Origin of the sequence: Aquabacter spiritensis, from assembly GCF_004346185.1 — a bacterium.
GTDB classification, from domain to species: domain Bacteria; phylum Pseudomonadota; class Alphaproteobacteria; order Rhizobiales; family Xanthobacteraceae; genus Aquabacter; species Aquabacter spiritensis.
Genome location: NZ_SMAI01000003.1, coordinates 357,068 through 375,667, shown reverse-complemented (window position 1 = coordinate 375,667; position 18,600 = coordinate 357,068). Strand labels below are relative to the sequence as shown.

Here is an 18,600-nt window from a genome sequence, read left to right as displayed (position 1 = left end):
AGCGAACCACCACCCACCGGCGCCGCCGAAGACCTGAACGCGGCGGGCGCCGCGCAGGACGGGAGGCTCAGGCGCCGTCGCTGCCCGGAATGAAGGCATCGAAGGCGGCCCAGAATTGCGCCCGATAGATGTCCTGCTCCTGGAGGATTTCGTGCCGCGCCCCGGCGATGGTGACATGCCCGCCGGCGATCAACCGTCCCGAGAGATGCTCGATCGCCCGATTGGAGATGATCCGGTCGGCCCCTGCCGCAACCATCAAGATCGGCTGGCGGATGCGCCGCATGGTCTCCGGTTGCGAAAGCCGGTCCATCGCGGCGAACGCGGCGGCGAGCCAGCCGATCGTCGGCGCGCCCATGGCGAGTTCCGGATGGGCCGCGACCATGTCGGCGGCCCGCGCGTAGCGCTTGGCATCCGAGGTCACCGGATTGGTGGCGAAAGGCCGCTCGGTGACCGGGCGGTTGCGGCCGCCCGGAATGTAGGCGCCGCCCATCCAGGGCGCGAGGACGCCCGCAAGCAGCCGGGCCATGCCGGTCGCCGGGCCGAGATTGAGGGCGAGCATCGGGGCGACCATCACCATCCGGTCGAACCAACGCCGCCCCTCCAGCACCGCCTCAAGGAGAATGACACTCGCCATCGAGTGACCCAGGGCGAAGTGCGGCGCCGGGCAATCCGGCAGCAGCACCTGGCGGGCGAAGACGGAGAGATCGTTTTGATAATCGCGGAAATCGCGCACGAAGCCTTTGCGCGGATTCCGCAGAAGCCGTTCCGATCCGCCCTGCCCGCGCCAGTCGAGCATGGCCACGGCAAAGCCGCGCGCGGCGAGCTCGCGCACCACCTCGAAATATTTCTCGATGAATTCAGTCCGCCCCGGTAATACCGCGACCGTGCCCCGCGCGGGAACGCCCGGCGCGGCCGGCCACCGGGCGTAGCGGACCTGGATTCCGTCTGCCGTGGTCAGATAACCGGCGACCGCGCCCGCAGGCACCGGGTCTGCCGGCAGACTGAAGAGAAGACCTTGGGCAGCACCAAGCCTGGGTGGCAAATCGGGGCGAGCGGAGGAAGCACCGGGACTCATGCGAGCGCACTATCGAACTGGGCCGGCAGGCGGCGGGCCGCCGAGCGTTACACGCTCGGGCAGTTGGGGGCAACGCACGGGGCCGATGCACGGGAGCCCAGATCCGCGGGCCTGATCAATAGCGTTTATCGCCGAAGCCGATCACCTGCATGCCGCTGATGTCCCCACTGCTGGCATCGACCACGAGCCGAACGCGCTCGCGCCTGGGGCCTGTGGCCTCGCAAATATAACTGCCGCCGCGCCGCTCGAGATTCGAGATCCCTGTGAAACCGCGTGCGGCGAGATATGCCTCGACCGTCTCCGGCGTGACCGGATGGGGCTTGTCCGATCGCCCGACATACGGGCTGTAGGGTGGCGCTGTTCCGCTGACGGAACTGTCGGTGCCTTGAAATGGCGGGCTCAACGTAACCCCCAGCACCTCGGCATTGCTATGGCTCGAACTCCGGACAGCAAGAGTAAAGCCGGCGAGAGCGATGCACGCTGCAAGAGGGACAGGAGCGATCGGCATGCCTCGACCTCCATGCGCTGAGCCGTTCGGCGTCGTCGAAAAAGGCACCGTGACGAGGACCATGTGACTATAGCCCGCGCCCGTGAACGAATCCCGAGAGACACGTTCAGAGAGGGTTCATCCCGGTCCGCGCGGCTCTTGACGGACAGAAAGGCCGTTCCCACATCGCTATCGTCGCAGGTCCCTTACGGACTGCGCAAGATCCCGGACCCGGCTTCGGCGGGTCCATCCCTGCATGTCGCTTGATGGAGGATATGCCATGCGTAGCTTTGATCTCACGCCGCTGTATCGCAATACGGTCGGCTTCGACCGCCTGTTCTCGCTGCTCGACACGGTCGGCGGCGTGGACGCAGCGCCCACCTACCCCCCTTACAATATCGAGCGGACCGGAGAAAACGCGTACCGCATCACCGTTGCCGTCGCGGGGTTCACCCCCTCCGAACTGTCGATCGAGGCAAAGGAAAACACCCTTTCGCTGCGCGGTGAAAAAGCCGAGGCGGAGGGGGCCGACAAGGCGCAGATGCTGTATCGCGGCATCGCCGCGCGCGCCTTCGAGCGCCGCTTCCAACTCGCGGACCATGTCGAAGTGAAGGGCGCCAAGCTCGAGAACGGCCTGCTCCACATCGATCTGGTGCGCAACATTCCCGAGGCCAAGAAGCCGCGGACCATCGCCATCTCCACCGCCGACGCGCCGCGCGCCGTAGAGGCCCAGGTCGCGGCCTGACCTTGCATAAGTATGTAAAGGCGGACTTGCATCAGACGCCCCGGCTCCGGCCGGGGCGTCTTCGCGTCAGCCGGCCTTTCCCCGGCGACGCTGCGTCCCTATCTTTGGAGCATGCGGGCCTTGAGGCCCTTTTCCAAGGATCGCACACATGTTCATCCAGACCGAGCCGACGCCGAACCCGGCGACGCTGAAGTTCCTTCCCGGCCGCACCGTGCTCGGGGACGGCACGCTCGAACTGCGCTCGTCCGACGAGGCTGAGCGCTCGCCGCTCGCCCAGCGCCTGTTCGAAGTGAACGGCGTCAACGGGGTATTCCTCGGTTCCGACTTCATCACAGTGACCAAGGCGGATGGAGAGTGGATGCACCTGAAGCCGGCGATTCTCGGCGCCATCATGGAGCATTTCATGTCCGGCGCGCCGATCCTGGCCGAGGGCGTTGCTGCCGACGGGGCGGATGACGATGAGTTCTTTGCCGAAGGCGACGCCGAGATCGTCGATACGATCAAGGAATTGATCGAGACCCGGGTGCGCCCCGCGGTCGCCAATGACGGCGGCGATATCACCTTCCGTGGCTTCCGCGACGGCGTGGTGTTCTTGAATATGAAGGGCTCCTGCTCCGGCTGCCCGTCGTCCACCGCGACGCTGAAGAACGGCATCGAGAATCTGCTGCGCCATTTCGTGCCCGAAGTGGTCGAGGTACGCCCGGTCTAAGCGGCGCGCCACCGGTCCGCCGGCTCGGGACAGCGATTTTCCGTGCCGCCCCTTTCGTCGCGGGGGAATTCGGTGGAAGGTGGCCGCCGGATTCGGGCGGCACAGGCACCATGTTCATACTTGCTCTCGATACGGCGCTGACCGCCTGCTCGGTCGCCGTCATGGATCTCGAAGCCGACCGCGTGGTCGCCGGGGATTCATTGTTCATGGAACGCGGCCACGCCGAAGCCCTGCTGCCCATGGTCGAGCAGGTGATGCGCGATGCGCGGATCACTTTCGCCGAACTCGACCGGATCGCGGTCACGGTTGGCCCCGGTAGCTTTACAGGGCTTCGCGTGGGCCTTTCCGCTGCCCGCGGTTTCGCCCTCGCGACCGGCCGCCCGGCCGTCGGCGTGACCACGCTCGCCGCTCTGGCCGCGCCGTTCCTCGCGCTTGACGATTCGCTCCCGGTGCTCGCCGCCGTGGATGCGCGGCATGGCCACGTCTTCATGCAGATGTTCGGGTTCGGCGGTCGGACGCTGGTTCCGCCACGCATCGCCGCGGCGCGCGACGCGGCGCGTTCCGCCGCCATCGGCGCCGTTCGGCTGGTCGGCTCCGGCGCGCCTCTGGTCGCTGAGGCCTGGCCGCCGGGCGAGGCGCCTCCGCTGTCGGTCGATCCCCTGCCAGCCCCCGACGTCGCCTGGGTGGCGCGGCTCGGCGGTGTCGCCGAGCCCACCACGGCGGAGCCGAAGCCGCTCTATCTGCGCCCGGCCGACGCCAAGCCGCAGGATGGGGCCCGGATCGCACGGCAATGACGTTTCTGGGGAGCCTTTTCGGGTCGCGTCCAGCGCCCCATGTGAGGATCGCCACCGCCGCGGATGCCGAGGACCTCGCCGCCACCCACGCCGCCGCGTTCCGGCGCGGCTGGGGCGCAGACGAGTTCGAGCGGCTGCTGGGCGACCGCACGGCCGAAGCGCACGTGGTTTGCCGGGAGCCGAACGGCCCGGTCGTGGGCTTCGTGCTGTCGCATGTCGTCCCCCCGGACTCGGAAATCCTGTCGATCGCCGTCCTGCCGGAGGCGAGGGGCCGCGGTCATGGAAGAACGCTGCTCGCCCACCATCTCGGCCGGCTGGCGGCACGCGGCGTTCGCGCTTCGCACCTGGAGGTGGAAGCGACCAATTCTGCGGCGCTCCGGCTCTATCGCCGCCTCGGTTATACCGAGACCGGGCGCAGAAAAGGCTATTATGCTACGGCAAGCGGAACGCCGGCCGATGCCGTTCGGATGCGTCTCGATTTTTGACGCGGAATGCTGGACCGGCCCTGAAGTGTCGGCACGAACAGGGAGCCGAGGGCAGCGCCTTGCGGTGACCGCCGGGGAAGGCGATAAGCCGCCCATGATTGACGGAGGAGGGGAACAACCCTTGAGCGGGAAGATCAGCGCGATCGAGGAAGCTTGCTATGCCAAGGGCATGCGCATGACCGACCAGCGCCGCGTCATCGCGCGCGTGCTGACCGCCGCGGAAGACCACCCTGACGTTGAGGAACTTCACCGCCGCGCGAGCGCCATCGACGACAATATCTCGATTTCCACCGTCTACAGGACCGTCAAGATGTTCGAAGATGCGGGCATCATCGCGCGGCATGAATTCGGCGACGGGCGGTCGCGCTACGAAGCGGTCCCGGACGAGCATCACGACCATCTCATCGATCTGCGCAGCGGCCGGGTCGTGGAATTCCGCTCCGAAGACATCGAACGGCTTCAGGAGGAGATCGCGCGCCGCCTCGGCTATCGCATCGTCGGCCATCGTCTGGACCTGTACGTCCTCCCGCTCGACGAGAGCGACACGTGAGCAAGGATCCGTTCGGCGCCGGAATTACCGGGCGCCCCGAACGCTTGCCAAGCGACCCCGACCTTGCCGCCATCTTCCATTCGAGCCCCATGCCCGACCTCGGGCCGGAACCGGCCGCCGGGGCACGCCTGCTCGATCGGGTCCGAATGGGATTGGTGTTCACGGGCGTCGGCCTGGTCACCGCGGTCGGAATTCCGCTGCAATGGCTGGCGGTGAAGCTCGCGCTTGCGCCGCGCCGCCACATCCCCAAGCTCTACCACCGCATCGTATTGAAGCTGATCGGGGTGCGCGTGCATGTCAGCGGGACACCGGCGCCCGGCCGGCCGCTTCTCCTTCTGTCGAACCATGTCTCCTGGCTCGACATTTCGGTTGTCGGATCGCTCTTCCCGCTCTTCTTCGTCGCGAAGAGCGAAGTCCGGCGGTGGCCGGTGATCGGACTTCTGGCGGTGCTTCAGCGCACCGTGTTCGTGGATCGCGAGCGCCGTCACGCCACGGGTACGACGGCGCGGGAGATCGGGCAGCGCCTCTCGCTCGGCGATCCGGTCGTGCTTTTCGCCGAGGGCACGTCAGGCGACGGCAATCGCGTCCTGCCGTTCCGCACGGCCCTCGTGGGTGCCGCCCGCGAGGCGTTCACGGCAAATGGCACGACAGTGGTACAGCCGATGTCGATCGCCTATGTGCGGCTGCAGGGCATTCCCATGGGTCGGTCACACCGGGGCATTGCGGCCTGGGTCGGCGACCTCGATCTGGCTCCGCACCTGTTCGAAGCCGTGCGCCAAGGGGCGATCGACGTGCAGGTCACATTTGGCGAGCCACGGCTTCTCGAGGCCGATGCGGACCGCAAGAGCGTGACACGCGATTGCGAGGCGGAAGTTCGGCGCCTGACCGAAACCGCCTTGATGGGGGCCCCTGTCGCACCGCGTCCGCCCCCGCCGTAAGCCTGAGTTTCCAAACCGGTCGTTTGCCGGTAAAACCGCAGATATGTTTCGACACTGGAGATCGGCAGCGCCGACGTCACGGGAGCGTCGCGTCCGTGAGTGATTGTGGAGCTGACAGAACAGGCAAGATGGACGCGCCCCGCAAGCTGTATGTGAAGTCCTTCGGGTGCCAGATGAACGTCTACGACTCGCATCGTATGGCGGATGCTCTGGCCAAGGAGGGCTATGTCGAGACGAGCGAGGCGTCGGACGCCGATCTCGTGATTCTCAACACCTGCCATATTCGCGAGAAGGCCGCAGAAAAGGTCTATTCCGAACTCGGCCGGTTGCGCAAAGCCAAGGCGGAAACCGGCCGCGAGACCCTGGTCGCGGTCGCGGGCTGCGTCGCTCAGGCGGAAGGCGCGGAAATCATGCGCCGGGCTCCTGTCGTCGATCTCGTGGTCGGACCGCAAAGTTACCATCGCCTGCCGGACCTTTTGACCGAAGCGCGTGCAGGTCGCCGGCCGGTCGATACCGAATTTCCTGCCGACGACAAGTTCGACCACCTTCCCGCACCAAGCCTCGCCGCGACGCGCAAGCGTGGCCCCACGGCGTTCCTGACGGTTCAGGAAGGCTGCGACAAGTTCTGCACCTTCTGCGTCGTGCCTTATACGCGGGGGTCGGAGCTTTCTCGCCCGGTGGCGAAGATCGTGGCGGAAGCTGAACGGCTCGCCGATCAGGGCGTGCGCGAGCTCACGCTGATCGGGCAGAATGTGAACGCTTTTCACGGGCTGGGCCCGCAGGGGCGGAGCTGGAATCTCGCCGAACTGCTCCATCGCCTGGCGCAGATCCCCGGCATCGACCGGCTTCGCTACACGACCAGCCATCCGCGCGACATGGGAGAGGACCTCATCGCCGCGCACCGCGATCTGCCGGAATTGATGCCCTATCTCCATCTTCCGGTTCAGTCCGGCTCGGATCGGGTCTTGAAGGCGATGAACCGCCGCCATGGGCGCGACCTGTTTCTCGATATCGTCGAGCGCATGCGGGCCGTGCGACCCGACATTGCTTTGTCGTCGGACTTCATCGTCGGCTTTCCCGGCGAGACCGAAGCCGAGTTCGAGGAAACGATGGACTTGATCGCGCATGTCGGCTTCGCGGGCGCCTATTCCTTCAAATATTCGCCACGCCCCGGCACACCTGCCGCCGACCTCTCCGATCAAGTGGCGGAGGAGGTGATGACCGCGCGCCTGCACCGGCTTCAGGCGGCGCTCGAAGCCTCGAAGCGCGCATTCGACCGCAGTTGTGTCGGCCGCACCTTCGATGTGCTGCTGGAAAAGCCCGGCCGGATGCCCGGTCAGGTCATTGGCCGCTCACCTTATCTTCAGTCCGTCGTGGTCGATCGGCCGGGCGCGGCGATCGGCAGCTTCGTCCGCGTGACCATCACCGAAGCGGGGCCGAACAGCCTCGCCGGACGTATCCTTCCCATTCCCGCGCCGACAAGCGTCCCCCCGCTTGCCGCCTTGGAGGCTTGAGCGTTGCGCAGATCCGGCGTCGAGAGAGACCGCCCGCAAGTTCCCCAGGGCCCAGCCCGCGCCGCCGTCGCCGACCCTTGGGCGGCCCAGGGCGAAGACGGCCCCGCCCAGGTGGTCCTCGCCTTCGACGACAATCGCCTCGCGACCCAGCTTTTCGGCCACTATGGCCGCAACCTGGCGTTGTTGGAGCGCAAGCTCGGGGTCAAGGCCGATTCGCGCGGAAATCATGTCACGCTCGAAGGCGCACGCGACGGATGCGAACAGGCGCGGCGGGTCCTCGAACATCTGTACGATGCCCTGAAGCGGGGGCGGGACGTCGGCGTCGGCGATGTGGAAGGAGCCATCCGCGAAGCGGTTGCGCAGGGCTCTCTGTTCGATTTCGACCCGTCCGAGGACCGACAGAATTTCGACGAGATCCAGCTGCGCCGGCGGCCAGTGCGCGCCCGCACGGCGGCGCAGGACGCTTATATCCGGTCGCTGAAACGCCACACCCTCGTCTTCGGCACCGGCCCGGCGGGAACGGGGAAGACCTGGCTCGCGGTCGCCTATGCGGTCCACCTGCTCGAGCGCCGCATGGTCGACCGTCTGATCTTGTCGCGGCCGGCGGTCGAAGCGGGCGAGCGTCTCGGCTTTCTGCCCGGCGACATGAAGGAGAAGGTGGACCCCTACCTCCGGCCGATTTATGATGCGTTGCACGATCTCATGGACCGCGCCTTCGTCGAGCGTGCCCTCCAGTCCGGCGAGATCGAAATCGCGCCGCTCGCCTTCATGCGCGGCCGCACGCTCTCGAACGCCGCCGTGATCCTCGACGAGGCCCAAAACACCACATCGATGCAGATGAAGATGTTTCTCACACGGCTCGGCGAAAACTCCCACATGATCATCACCGGCGATCCGAGCCAAGTCGATCTGCCGTCCGGGCAGACCTCGGGCCTCGCCGAGGCGATCCGGCTGCTCGACGGGATCGAGGGCGTGGGGGTGTGTCACTTCACGGCCCAGGATGTCGTGCGCCACGAATTGGTGGGCCGGATCGTCGCCGCCTACGAGGCCAGCGACGCGGCCCGCATTGCGAAGGGGCCGTGACATGGCCGAGGCGCGAAGTCCCGCTTTATCCATCGACGTGCTGATCGAAGCCGATGGTTGGGCGGCGCTTGCCGATGCCGCCGCACGCGCTGAACAGGCGGCGCGCGCCGCGATCGCAGAGGCGGCGGACCTCGACCCGGGCGCCTACGAGATGAGCATCATCCTCAGCGACGATGCGCGGATCCGCATTCTCAACAGCCAGTGGCGCGGCAAGGACAAGGCGACGAACGTCCTGTCCTTCCCCGCGGCGGAACCGCCGGGTGTCGGCGCCCCGGTCCCGCTGGGCGATGTCATTCTCGCTTTCGAAACCGTCGCAGCGGAAGCCCGCTCCGAGGACAAGCGCATCGCGGACCACCTTTCTCATCTCGTCATCCATGGCACGCTGCATCTTCTCGGCTTTGATCACGAGGACGAGGAAGAGGCGGAAGAGATGGAGGATGTCGAGCGCACCATTTTGGCGGGGCTGGGCATTTCCGATCCCTATGCCCTGCCGGCCGAAACCTGACGGACACACCAAAGGGAGACCATGTCCAACATCGACCAGTCGAGCGACCCCGCCGCCTCGGAGCCGCAGAGTTTCATCGACCGATTGCGTGCCCTCCTCGGCACCTTTCGCCCGCAAGGCTCGCTGCGCACCGACCTCATGGAGGTGCTCGATGCCGCTGCAAGCGGGCAGGCCGAGGAGGCCGGCGAATTTTCGCCCTCCGAAAGCAAGATGCTGCGCAACATCCTTCACTTGAAGGAAGTCGGCATTGGCGACATCATGGTACCGCGGGCGGACATCGTCGCGGTCCACAAGGACGTTCCCCTCGGGGAGTTGATGGTGACCTTCGCCAACGCCTCCCATTCGCGCCTGGTCGTCTATGACGACACGCTCGACGATCCCGTCGGCATGGTTCACATCCGGGACCTCCTTGCATTCATGACGGGCGTTCTTCCGGGGCAGAGGGAAGCCGACGTCAAAACGCTGAATCTCGCTTCCGTCGACCTGTCCCAATCGCTGAACAGTGCCGGTCTCGTGCGTCGCCTTCTCTACGTTCCGCCCTCGATGCCGGCCGTGGACCTCCTCATTTCGATGCAGGCCGCACGGGTGCATCTCGCCTTGGTCATCGACGAATATGGCGGGACGGACGGCCTTGTTTCCATTGAGGATGTGGTGGAGGAGATCGTCGGCGAGATCGAGGACGAGCACGACGACGAAGCGGCGCTGATCAAGGCGCAGCCCGATGGCTCGTTTCTGGTGGATGCGCGCACCCCTCTCGAAGAGGTCACCGACGTTCTGGGATCGAGCTTCGCTCCCGCCGAAGTCGCGGACGAGGTCGACACGCTGGGCGGCCTGGTCATCACGCTGGCGGCCCGGGTCCCGCGCATCGGCGAAATCATCGCCATGCCCGGCGATTACCGCATCGAAGTGATCGACGCCGACCCGCGCCGCCTCAAACAATTGCGGATCCTCCTGCCGCAGGACATGGCGGTGAGCGGCAAGTCGGCTGGCGGCGGGAGCGCGTGACGGCGAGCCTTTTGAGGGGAGCCGCACTTCGGCTGGGCGGACAGCGCGGATGGCGGCGTAGCCTCCTCGCGATGGGAGCAGGGGCAGCCTCGGCTTTATCGACAGCGCCGTTCGGGCTGTGGCCGGTTCTGTTCTTGACCTTTCCCCTCCTCGTTCTGCTGCTCGACGGCAGGCCGGGGAAGGGATGGCGCGCGGCCTGGGGCGCGGCCTGCGACGGGTGGTGGTTCGGCTTCGGCTATTTCCTCGCTTCGCTCTGGTGGATCGGCAGCGCTTTTCTGGTCGAGGCGGACGTCTTCGGCTGGCTCCTGCCGTTCGCCGTCGTGGCACTTCCGGCAGGACTCGCGATCTTCACCGGTTTCGGGCTCGCTCTCGCGCGCCTTCTCTGGTCGAACGGCCCGACGCGGATCTTCGCCCTCGCAACGGGGCTGGTGGCCGGGGAATGGCTGCGCGGGCATGTCCTGACCGGCTTTCCCTGGAACAGCTTCGGCTATGCGCTGGCGGAAAATCTCGCTTTGTCCCAGACCGCTGCTTTTGTCGGCCTCTGGGGGCTGACGCTGATTGCCGTCCCGATCTTCGCGAGTCCGGCGCTTCTTTTGGACCCGGCGCCGCCGTCCCGACGCGCCCTGTGGCCCGCCGCCGCGGCGGCTGTGTTGCTCTGCCTTTACGGCGCCGGAATGCTCCGGTTGCGTCAGGAGATCGGCAATGTCGCAGACGTTCATCTGCGAATCATGCAGCCGGCGCTGCCGCAGGACCGGAAATTCGCCTATGGCGAGCGGCACCGGATCCTCGACGATTACCTCGCCTTAAGTGGGCAACCGAGCACCGCCTACCCGCGAGGGCTCGACGACGTGACGCTTCTGATTTGGCCGGAGAGTGCCTTTCCCTTCATCTACGACCTCGAACCCTGGGCACCCGCCCGCATCGCCGCGGCTCTGCCCGACAATGTCACGCTGGTGACGGGCGCCGCGCGTTCCGGCCGACCGCCGTCCGGCCAGACGTCCTCCATCTTCAATTCCATTCGGGTGATCGATGGCGACGGCGTGGTGCGCCAAAGCGTGGACAAGGTGCATTTGGTGCCGTTCGGCGAATATCTCCCGTTCCAGGAGACGCTGGAGGCGCTCGGCCTGGAACAGCTCACCCGCCAGCGCGGCGGGTTCGCCGCCGGCACGCATCACGTTCCCCTCGACTTGCCGGGAGCTCCGAGCGCTGCGCCCCTCATCTGTTACGAAGCGATCTTTCCGCATTCGGTGATACCGGAGGGGCCGCGTCCGGGATTCCTGCTGAACGTCACGAATGATGCTTGGTTCGGGCTGACGCCCGGCCCCTACCAACATTTCCTGCAGGCGCGGCTGCGGGCGATCGAAGAGGGGCTTCCCTTGGTGCGCGCCGCGAATACCGGCATCTCCGCCGTCGTGGACCCACTGGGGCGCATCGTCGCAGCTCTCAATCTGGGCGAGAAGGGCAACCTCGATGCCGGCCTCCCCCGCGGGCTCGATACGCCGCCCCCCGCCGGTCGTTATGGAGCCACTCCCTTCGCCGGCTTGTATTTTACGACTTTACTCCTCGCCGTCCTCGGTCGACGGGCGACGCGCACGCCGGAAAACACACTCAAAAGTTGATCGACGCTACATTCGCGAATGCGTATCTTGCGCCGGTCAGGGCAGCCTTCGCTTTGCGAAGTTCAGATTCTTTTCCGATTCCACCGGAGAGACCATGGTCAAGAAGGCGCCAAATCCGATCGACAAACACGTAGGCAGCCGCGTTCGAATGCGGCGCATGATGGTGGGGATGAGCCAGGAGAAACTGGGAGAGAGCCTCGGAATCACGTTCCAGCAGATTCAAAAATACGAGAAAGGTACCAACCGGATCGGAGCGAGCCGGTTGCAGCAGATCTCGGTCGTGCTGGCGGTGCCCGTGGCCTTCTTCTTTGAAGGTATTCCCACGGCGGGCAACGATCCCGAAGGCTTCGGCGACGCAGGCTCCCCCGCCTTTGTCAACGACTTCCTCGCCACCTCCGACGGGTTGGCCCTGACACGCAGCTTCATGCGCATTGCCGACGGCAAGGTGCGGCGTCGCATCGTCGACCTGGTGTCGGCGATCGCCGGCGAAGAGGTGGCCGGCTGACGTTCGGTATGTCAAACGACTCTCGCCCTCGGTCTTGACCGAGGGGTGGGGGTTTGCCAGAACGAATGAAAGCCGTTTAGGGCGAGGGAATTATGGCGCGGTCGTCTTACCTTTTTACCAGCGAATCGGTCTCCGAGGGGCATCCGGACAAGGTCTGCGACCGGATTTCGGACGAGGTGGTGGATGCGTTTTTCCGGGCGTCGCTGGACCAGGGGTTCGATCCGACCCAGGTCCGCGTCGCCTGTGAGACGCTGGCGACCACCAATCGGGTGGTGATCGCCGGCGAGACGCGCGGGCCGTCCACCATCACCAAGGACCTGATCTGCCATCTCGCCCGCGTCGCCATCCGCGACATCGGCTACGAGCAGGCGGGCTTCCACTGGGAAACCGCCGACATCGAGGTGCTGCTGCACGCCCAGTCGGCGGACATCGCCCAGGGCGTCGACATCGCCGGCAACAAGGACGAAGGCGCGGGCGACCAGGGGATCATGTTCGGCTATGCCGTGCGTGAGACCCCCGAACTCATGCCCGCGCCGATCTATTATGCCCACAAGATCCTGAAGGTCCTGTCCGAGGCCCGGCGCAGCGGCGAGACCAAGGCGCTCGGCCCGGACGCCAAAAGCCAGGTCACCGTGCGCTACGAGAACGGCAAGCCGGTCGGCGTCACGCAGATCGTGCTCTCCACCCAGCATCTCGACGCGCATTTGTCCTCCCACGACGTGCACTCGATCGTGGAACCCTATATCCGCCAAGCCCTTCCGGAGGGCTGGATCACCGCCGACACGGTCTGGCACGTCAACCCGACCGGGAAATTCGTGATCGGCGGCCCCGACGGCGATTGCGGCCTCACCGGCCGCAAGATCATCGTCGACACCTATGGCGGCGCGGCCCCGCACGGCGGCGGCGCCTTCTCCGGCAAGGATCCGACCAAGGTCGACCGCTCCGCCGCCTATGCCGCGCGCTATCTCGCCAAGAATGTCGTGGCCGCCGGCCTCGCCGAGCGGGCGACGATCCAGCTCGCCTATGCGATCGGCGTCTCCGACCCGCTGGCGGTCTATGTCGACCTGCACGGCACCGGGCAGGTGGAGGAGGCCAAGCTCGAAACCGTGCTGCGCGAGGTGGTCAATCTGCGCCCCCGCGGCATCCGCGAGCACTTGAACCTCAACCAGCCGATCTATGCCCGCACCTCGTCCTACGGCCATTTCGGCCGGGCGCCGGAGCTGGACGGCGGCTTCTCCTGGGAGCGCACCGACCTGACGGAAGCGCTGCGCACCGCGCTCGCCTGAGCCGGCCGGACGGGCGGCGCCCCGGCGCCGCCAAGATTTCGCCGCCCCGTCATCACCGGAAGACGGGCGGACTCGGCGCATCTGGCGCCGGAACAGGCCTGTTCCGGCGGAATGTCGCGGCCGATCTCGCGGCCGTAACACGCGGCGCGTGGCCCCGCCTTCGGCCCCGCGCCGGCGCCGCAGCGGCGCCGCAGCCGAGCCGTCCGCGTCGGTCCCGGCGCGCCGGCCCGCGCTGCCGCGGCGGCAGGCAGGAGGGCGTTTTCTCTTGGCACGCAAGGGGTTGAGCCGGCCCGACCGAATCCCCGTTCGCAGGAGCCGATCATGTCCGTGAAACCCGACGCGGACGGTATAACGAACGAAACCGTCTTCACCCAAGCGGGGCCGCGGCGCGACCCGCAGACCGGCCAGATGGCGGCCCTGCACGGCCGGCGCGTCGGCAAGCCGCTGCGCGCCCTCCAGGCGGCGAGCCATGCCCGGCTGATCGGCCGCTACCGCCTGGCTCTGGCCGACCTCGCCGATCCCGCGGCTCTGTTCGCCACCCCGCCGGAGGATCTGGCGCTCGAAATCGGCTTCGGCGGCGGCGAGCATCTGGTCGCCGAGGCGGCGCGCGCGCCGCGCACCGGCTTTTTCGGCGTCGAGCCCTTCCTCAACGGCATGGCGCGGGCGCTGGCCGATATCGAGGCCGCCGGGCTCGACAATGTCCGGGTGTTCGACGATGACGCCGCGCTCCTGCTCGCCCGGCTGCCGCCCTCCTGTCTCGCGCGGGTCGATCTGCTCTATCCCGACCCCTGGCCGAAGCGCCGCCACTGGCGCCGCCGCTTCGTGCGGCCGGACAATCTGGACCTGATCGCGCGGGCGCTGCGCCCCGGCGGCCTGTTCCGCTTCGCCAGCGACGTGCCGGATTATGTCGACTGGACGCTGCGCGAAGTGCGCGCCCACGGCGCCCTCGCCTGGACCGCCGCCCGCGCCGATGACTGGCGCCGCCCCTTCCCCGCCTGGCCCGGCACCCGCTACGAAGCCAAGGCCCGCGCAGCCGGCCGGCAGGCGACCTATCTGGCGTTCCGGAAGGGGTGAGGGGGGCTGTAGTTTGAGGATCGGCATGGCCCGACTGGACGGACTCTTCCGATTCAACTAGCTTAAAGAGGTCGGCGCACCGAGCTTTCGCTCAGTGCGCCGGTTGGTGGAGCTAGAGGGACTTGCACCCTCGGGATGTTGGATGGACAGCCTTATCCCGCGCTTGCTAGCCCCAAAAGCCCGGCCCGACGCCTAGGCGTTCGAGCCGGAGATAGGCTGTAGAGTCTATGTCATGTACCACCTCCCGGACCGGCTTCACGGCCTTGCGCTGGGTTTCGATCAGAGCCCGTTGACGGATCCGCCGCGGATTTTACGTCAACGGGCTCATTCTTTTGAGGCGCCGCGAGCCAATGACGCCCGCGCCTCATAACAAATCCGTCTTTTTGAAGGTTATAGAGCGTTCCGCGAACGCTATTCCCCTTCACGCCGGACAGGCGCTCTATATCTTCCCTCCTAATGCCCTGCGGGTGTGACTGCACAAGCGCAAGAATCGCTGGCCTCACGGTTCCGGGCGCAGCCCTGGAGGACGCTTGGTTTGTAGGCATAGAGTCAAAGACGCTGACTCCGGCTCCATCGCCTTGACGGGCTAATTCAAGAATCTCGTTCTGACTCATTATCGGTCCAATCGCGTCCGATAGGCGTGCTCGCAATTCGGTAGTAGCCTCCCGGCGACCGACGGCGCGCCCTGCTTCAAACGCCCTCTCTAAGAGGGGGCGAAGAGCGCTTGTGGCGTCCAGCACGATAGCGTCAAGCTCAGAAGCCATTTGGCCACCTCTTGTCATGAAAAAATGATAGAGCGATTCTCGCATGAATCGCAAGATGAATATCGCTGAATAAGCGCGCGCCCATCCGCAATGCCGATTTTCGCGACATACACCACCCGACATACGCGAGACTGACATACGCAGGACTGACATACGCGAGCGACATACACAGATCCGTCATACGGAGGCGACATATGCGATACATTTAGCTTCAATTATAAGCATATCATTATATCTAAAATCAGCGTTTTATGCTCCCCGGGTCCAACGGCGTCGGTATCGCTTTTGTCAGGATCGCGGGATATGCGCCCCAAATGGGCCGGGCAGACGCATATCATTGGAGGCGCTTGCACGACCGGACGACCGATTGGGCGGGCAGGCCGGACTCGCGATAGCGACATCCCCAAGAAGACATAGCTCGGCCAGGGGCGATTTTCTGCGCTGGTGATCATCACCACCTAGAGCACGGCCGCCTCGCCGATGCTGCTATCCGAGACGACCAGGCCCGCCGGTTCTGACGGTCTGTTCAAGCGGGGGAAGGGACGCGCACGGCTCCATCAAAGCCCGGCATACGCCCTCCTGTCCGCGTCACCGTCCCATTCGTCGAACGCGGCGAATGGATCGACGGCCGGTTTGGCGAACTTGGTGAGAACGACGCGTTCCCCGTCAATGCGATAGGCGATCTGATCTCCTTCCCGCAGATGAAGGGCGGTTCTGACGGCCTGCGGGATTGTTGTCTGGCCCGTCGCCGTGAGCTTGCTGACGATCATATCGACCCCCGTGGTGAGGCTCAGCCAAGGTAAGGGTCGTCCTCACGCAATCAAGACTGATCGGGCGTTACTTCGCTGGAGGCTGCCCTAGGATCGCGACGATGCGCTCGACGCTTGCCCTCCCTCGTACCTCCCCACCTTCCTCAGCCCCGCCCGGCGATCAGAGCCGGAAACTAACCACGCCCGATCGTGCCCCCGCGCCTGGCGCATGGCCCTCCAGGAGTTGTGTCGCTGCAAATTTCTCTTGCCTGGCCCATCAACTTGGAGAAAGCTTAGCTGAATGAGCAGGGTCAGCATTATGGCAGACGAAACCGATATCGCTCGCGGCATCGTACAGATAGCGCAGGCCAATGGCGGCCTTTGCACATTTAAGCGCGCCTACCGCGAAATACCGAAATACGTAAACCTCGATTCAGCAAATATTTCAGCGTCTGCCAAGCGCCCGGGTGAACCTATGTGGCACCAAATCGTGCGAAATATTAAGTCTCACGAAAAAACACCTGGAAATTACATTCACGACGGCCGCCTTATACACGCGCCCCGAGTCGGATATAGAATACCGGAACAGTGATATACTCAATCAAAGCGATGCTTATAACCCGGCCTCAACCACTTCAACTCTGTGCGGCTAGGTGCATCTTTGTCCCATACGAACCATGCGTAAGCGGTAGTACCACTCCCTTGCTGCACGGCACCGGCAGGATAAAAGGTGATTCTCTCACTAAACACCCAGACGCGGCTCGGCGGACACTCGGAGAAAATCGTATTTGATCGATGCACTCCTTCAAGGAACGCAAGCCTCAGCAATAGAGCAAATTTCCGCTTTGCTTGGGACACACCAGATCGAACAAACCCTTCAGCAGCATTGTATGGCGGATTAGTCACGATATTGTCTGAGAGACGCGTCGATTTGAGAAAGTCAATACCAGAGTCCCCATACCCTCGGTCGTACAAGTCGGAGCTAGTTACCGACTTAGCTGCTTGTTCGAGAACGATAGACATGGCACCGTTCCCACAAGCGCACTCCCAAATTTGACCGCTGAATGGCTCGTTTTCGATAAGCGCGTGTGTAGCCCATGCTGGGGTTGGAAAGAAGTCCGGACCCTTTAGGTCAGCGAAACGCTTCATCGTCGGCTTGAAGCCACCATTGAGATTATAAGTTCGGTCTGTCACGAATGTCTCCTTTTTTTGCAACACTACACGCACTGAGTATTTAATATTTTATTTTGATGGTGAGTCACTTTGCCCCGCCCTTCTGCCGCATAAGCGAGTTTGGGCGCTTGATGCGCAATTTAATCTGCGTGGAGTTTGCGAAGGAACTAGCGGCGCATTCCGGTGCGGCGCTGTGACAAGCACCTTTTAGAAGTATAGGGCGTGGAAGTGCTGCTCTTTTCGCAATGGCGGCCGTATAGGGCGTTGAAGCCGTTCGGCTTTCGGATGAACATGCTGGTGCCCCAGACAGTCATCCTCCCGGACAATAGCCCCCTCAGACATGCGGCCGGGGGCGCGGGGTGGCGCCTTCGGGGGGGTCGGACTCGGGGCCGGGATCGCGGGGGCGGGGGGACGGGCCGGGGAGCGGGCCGGTCAGGCTGGCGGGATCGGCGCCGAGTTTCTGGAGCACCCGGGTCAGCGGCTCGTCCACCAGGACATGGACATTGCGGCCGCCCTCGCGCAGTTCGCTCGTCACCAGGAAACAGCCGTCCGGCGCGCTATAGACCGCGATGATATGGGCCGGATTGACGAAGAAGCGCGTGCTGCCATAGACGCGGCTCTTGAATTCGACGAGACTCATGCGCTCCTCCTGCCGCCGAAGCCGGCCAGGCTGTTCTGTTGCGCACCAAAGCAAAGCTCACGATCGTGTCGGCACTGAGACCGCGGCCCGGCCCGGCCGGGGGTGCCGCGCCGTCCTCGAGGCGCCCGTCCCGATGCGCGGTGGCCGGGCGTCCTTTCGACCCGTCCTTCGGTGTCCCTTCTTCTTCGCGCCTTTTCGGGTGCGCCCTCTTCCCTGCGCTTTCTCCGATGCGCACTCCGGCGGGCGCGGCGCGGCATGCGCCGGGTGACCCGGTCTGGCCGAACCGAACGGATCGGGGGATCAGCCGCAGGCTCTCAACATTCGTTGGAGACCGGGTTATTCCATCGGCTTGCGATTCAAGCCGATCGGCGCGATCGCGCCCCTCTGCGACCGGACCCCCGCGCATGACAGACCTGCCGAGACTTGCCGGCCCCGAAGCGCTTGGCGCCGTGGAAGCGATCATTGAGGCCGCTTATGCGCCCTATGTCGCGCGGATCGGGCGCAAGCCGGCGCCGATGCTGGCCGATTACGGCGCGCTGATCGCGGCCGGCCGGGTCCATGTGCTGGACCATGCGGGCGCGATCCGGGGCGTGCTCGTGCTGATCCCGGAAGCCGACGCCCTGCTGCTCGACACCGTGGCGGTGGCGCCGGCCGCGCAAGGCCTCGGGCTCGGCCGCACCTTGCTGGACTTCGCCGAACAGGCGGCGCGGGCGCAGGGCTATCGCGCGATCCGGCTCTATACCAATGCGGCCATGGTCGAGAATATCGCGCTCTATACCCGCCGGCATTATGTCGAGACCCACCGCGCCGAGGAACACGGCTTGAAGCGCGTCTTCATGACCAAGGCGCTCGGCGCGAGCCCGCGCCGATCCGCTCGCGCCGCACGCTGATCGGCGAACG

20 protein-coding genes are annotated in these 18,600 nt (G+C 65.3%); 15 read left to right on the top strand and 5 right to left on the bottom strand.

What is annotated here, in order from left to right; all coding sequences use genetic code 11:
* Positions 1–67: 67 nt before the first annotated feature.
* Both EDC64_RS08145 and EDC64_RS08140 read right to left on the bottom strand, forming a co-directional pair.
* On the bottom strand, positions 68–985 hold the full coding sequence (locus EDC64_RS08145; RefSeq protein WP_245504588.1) for an alpha/beta fold hydrolase: 918 nt from the start codon (positions 983–985) through the stop codon (positions 68–70).
* Positions 986–1,190: 205 nt separating this feature from the next.
* Positions 1,191–1,583, bottom strand: coding sequence for a hypothetical protein (locus tag EDC64_RS08140; RefSeq protein WP_132030763.1), 393 nt, complete (start codon positions 1,581–1,583; stop codon positions 1,191–1,193).
* 259 nt (positions 1,584–1,842) lie between these two features.
* On the opposite strand from EDC64_RS08140, the gene EDC64_RS08135 reads away from it, so the two are divergent.
* The 14 genes from EDC64_RS08135 (at position 1,843) to trmB (ending at position 14,374) form a co-directional block, all read left to right on the top strand.
* On the top strand, positions 1,843–2,307 hold the full coding sequence (locus EDC64_RS08135) for an Hsp20 family protein (protein ID WP_132030762.1): 465 nt from the start codon (positions 1,843–1,845) through the stop codon (positions 2,305–2,307).
* A 148-nt stretch (positions 2,308–2,455) separates the two neighbouring features.
* Positions 2,456–3,016: a NifU family protein gene (locus EDC64_RS08130; RefSeq protein WP_132030761.1), complete on the top strand. Its 561-nt coding sequence runs from the start codon at positions 2,456–2,458 to the stop codon at positions 3,014–3,016.
* Between the two features lie 110 nt (positions 3,017–3,126).
* The gene (tsaB, locus tag EDC64_RS08125; protein ID WP_132030760.1) at positions 3,127–3,810 is read left to right on the top strand and encodes a tRNA (adenosine(37)-N6)-threonylcarbamoyltransferase complex dimerization subunit type 1 TsaB; all 684 of its coding nucleotides are present in this window, start codon (positions 3,127–3,129) and stop codon (positions 3,808–3,810) included.
* Positions 3,807–4,295, top strand: a complete 489-nt coding sequence (locus tag EDC64_RS08120) for a GNAT family N-acetyltransferase (RefSeq protein ID WP_132030759.1) — start codon at positions 3,807–3,809, stop codon at positions 4,293–4,295. The genes tsaB and EDC64_RS08120 overlap by 4 nt, the downstream gene beginning before the upstream one ends.
* A 94-nt stretch (positions 4,296–4,389) precedes the next feature.
* Positions 4,390–4,845 carry a Fur family transcriptional regulator gene (locus EDC64_RS08115; protein ID WP_207915968.1) on the top strand — a complete coding sequence of 152 codons (456 nt, stop codon included), beginning with the start codon at positions 4,390–4,392 and terminating at the stop codon, positions 4,843–4,845.
* Entirely contained in the window at positions 4,842–5,783 is a 942-nt protein-coding gene (gene olsA, locus EDC64_RS08110) for a lyso-ornithine lipid O-acyltransferase (protein WP_245504587.1), read from the top strand. Before EDC64_RS08115 ends, olsA begins: the two co-directional genes overlap by 4 nt.
* A gap of 128 nt (positions 5,784–5,911) precedes the next feature.
* Positions 5,912–7,297: a tRNA (N6-isopentenyl adenosine(37)-C2)-methylthiotransferase MiaB gene (gene miaB, locus EDC64_RS08105; RefSeq protein ID WP_132030758.1), complete on the top strand. Its 1,386-nt coding sequence runs from the start codon at positions 5,912–5,914 to the stop codon at positions 7,295–7,297.
* 111 nt (positions 7,298–7,408) lie between these two features.
* Positions 7,409–8,380, top strand: a complete 972-nt coding sequence (locus EDC64_RS08100; protein WP_245504597.1) for a PhoH family protein — start codon at positions 7,409–7,411, stop codon at positions 8,378–8,380.
* A 1-nt stretch (position 8,381) separates the two neighbouring features.
* Complete coding sequence (gene ybeY / locus EDC64_RS08095) at positions 8,382–8,885, top strand: rRNA maturation RNase YbeY (protein ID WP_132030756.1); 504 nt, start codon at positions 8,382–8,384, stop codon at positions 8,883–8,885.
* A gap of 21 nt (positions 8,886–8,906) precedes the next feature.
* On the top strand, positions 8,907–9,890 hold the full coding sequence (locus tag EDC64_RS08090) for a hemolysin family protein (RefSeq protein ID WP_132030755.1): 984 nt from the start codon (positions 8,907–8,909) through the stop codon (positions 9,888–9,890).
* Positions 9,887–11,509 carry an apolipoprotein N-acyltransferase gene (lnt, locus tag EDC64_RS08085; protein WP_420808951.1) on the top strand — a complete coding sequence of 541 codons (1,623 nt, stop codon included), beginning with the start codon at positions 9,887–9,889 and terminating at the stop codon, positions 11,507–11,509. Before EDC64_RS08090 ends, lnt begins: the two co-directional genes overlap by 4 nt.
* Positions 11,510–11,603: 94 nt before the next feature.
* Positions 11,604–12,014 (top strand): helix-turn-helix domain-containing protein, encoded by a 411-nt coding sequence (locus EDC64_RS08080; RefSeq protein ID WP_132030753.1) that lies wholly within the window; start codon positions 11,604–11,606, stop codon positions 12,012–12,014.
* A 92-nt stretch (positions 12,015–12,106) separates the two neighbouring features.
* Positions 12,107–13,300, top strand: coding sequence for a methionine adenosyltransferase (metK, locus tag EDC64_RS08075; protein ID WP_132030752.1), 1,194 nt, complete (start codon positions 12,107–12,109; stop codon positions 13,298–13,300).
* A 321-nt stretch (positions 13,301–13,621) separates the two neighbouring features.
* A complete protein-coding gene (gene trmB, locus EDC64_RS08070) occupies positions 13,622–14,374 on the top strand; it encodes a tRNA (guanine(46)-N(7))-methyltransferase TrmB (protein ID WP_338023391.1) in 753 nt (250 codons plus the stop codon).
* A gap of 1,321 nt (positions 14,375–15,695) precedes the next feature.
* Here the strand turns inward: trmB and EDC64_RS08065 are convergent.
* The 3 genes from EDC64_RS08065 to EDC64_RS23490 form a co-directional block, all read right to left on the bottom strand.
* Positions 15,696–15,908, bottom strand: coding sequence for an AbrB/MazE/SpoVT family DNA-binding domain-containing protein (locus tag EDC64_RS08065; RefSeq protein ID WP_132030751.1), 213 nt, complete (start codon positions 15,906–15,908; stop codon positions 15,696–15,698).
* Between the two features lie 576 nt (positions 15,909–16,484).
* Positions 16,485–16,910: a hypothetical protein gene (locus EDC64_RS08060; RefSeq protein WP_245504585.1), complete on the bottom strand. Its 426-nt coding sequence runs from the start codon at positions 16,908–16,910 to the stop codon at positions 16,485–16,487.
* A gap of 484 nt (positions 16,911–17,394) precedes the next feature.
* Complete coding sequence (locus EDC64_RS23490) at positions 17,395–17,700, bottom strand: hypothetical protein (protein ID WP_165933688.1); 306 nt, start codon at positions 17,698–17,700, stop codon at positions 17,395–17,397.
* Between the two features lie 404 nt (positions 17,701–18,104).
* Here EDC64_RS23490 and EDC64_RS08050 point away from each other — a divergent pair, with 404 nt between their 5' ends.
* Positions 18,105–18,590 carry a GNAT family N-acetyltransferase gene (locus EDC64_RS08050; protein ID WP_132030749.1) on the top strand — a complete coding sequence of 162 codons (486 nt, stop codon included), beginning with the start codon at positions 18,105–18,107 and terminating at the stop codon, positions 18,588–18,590.
* Positions 18,591–18,600: the final 10 nt, after the last annotated feature.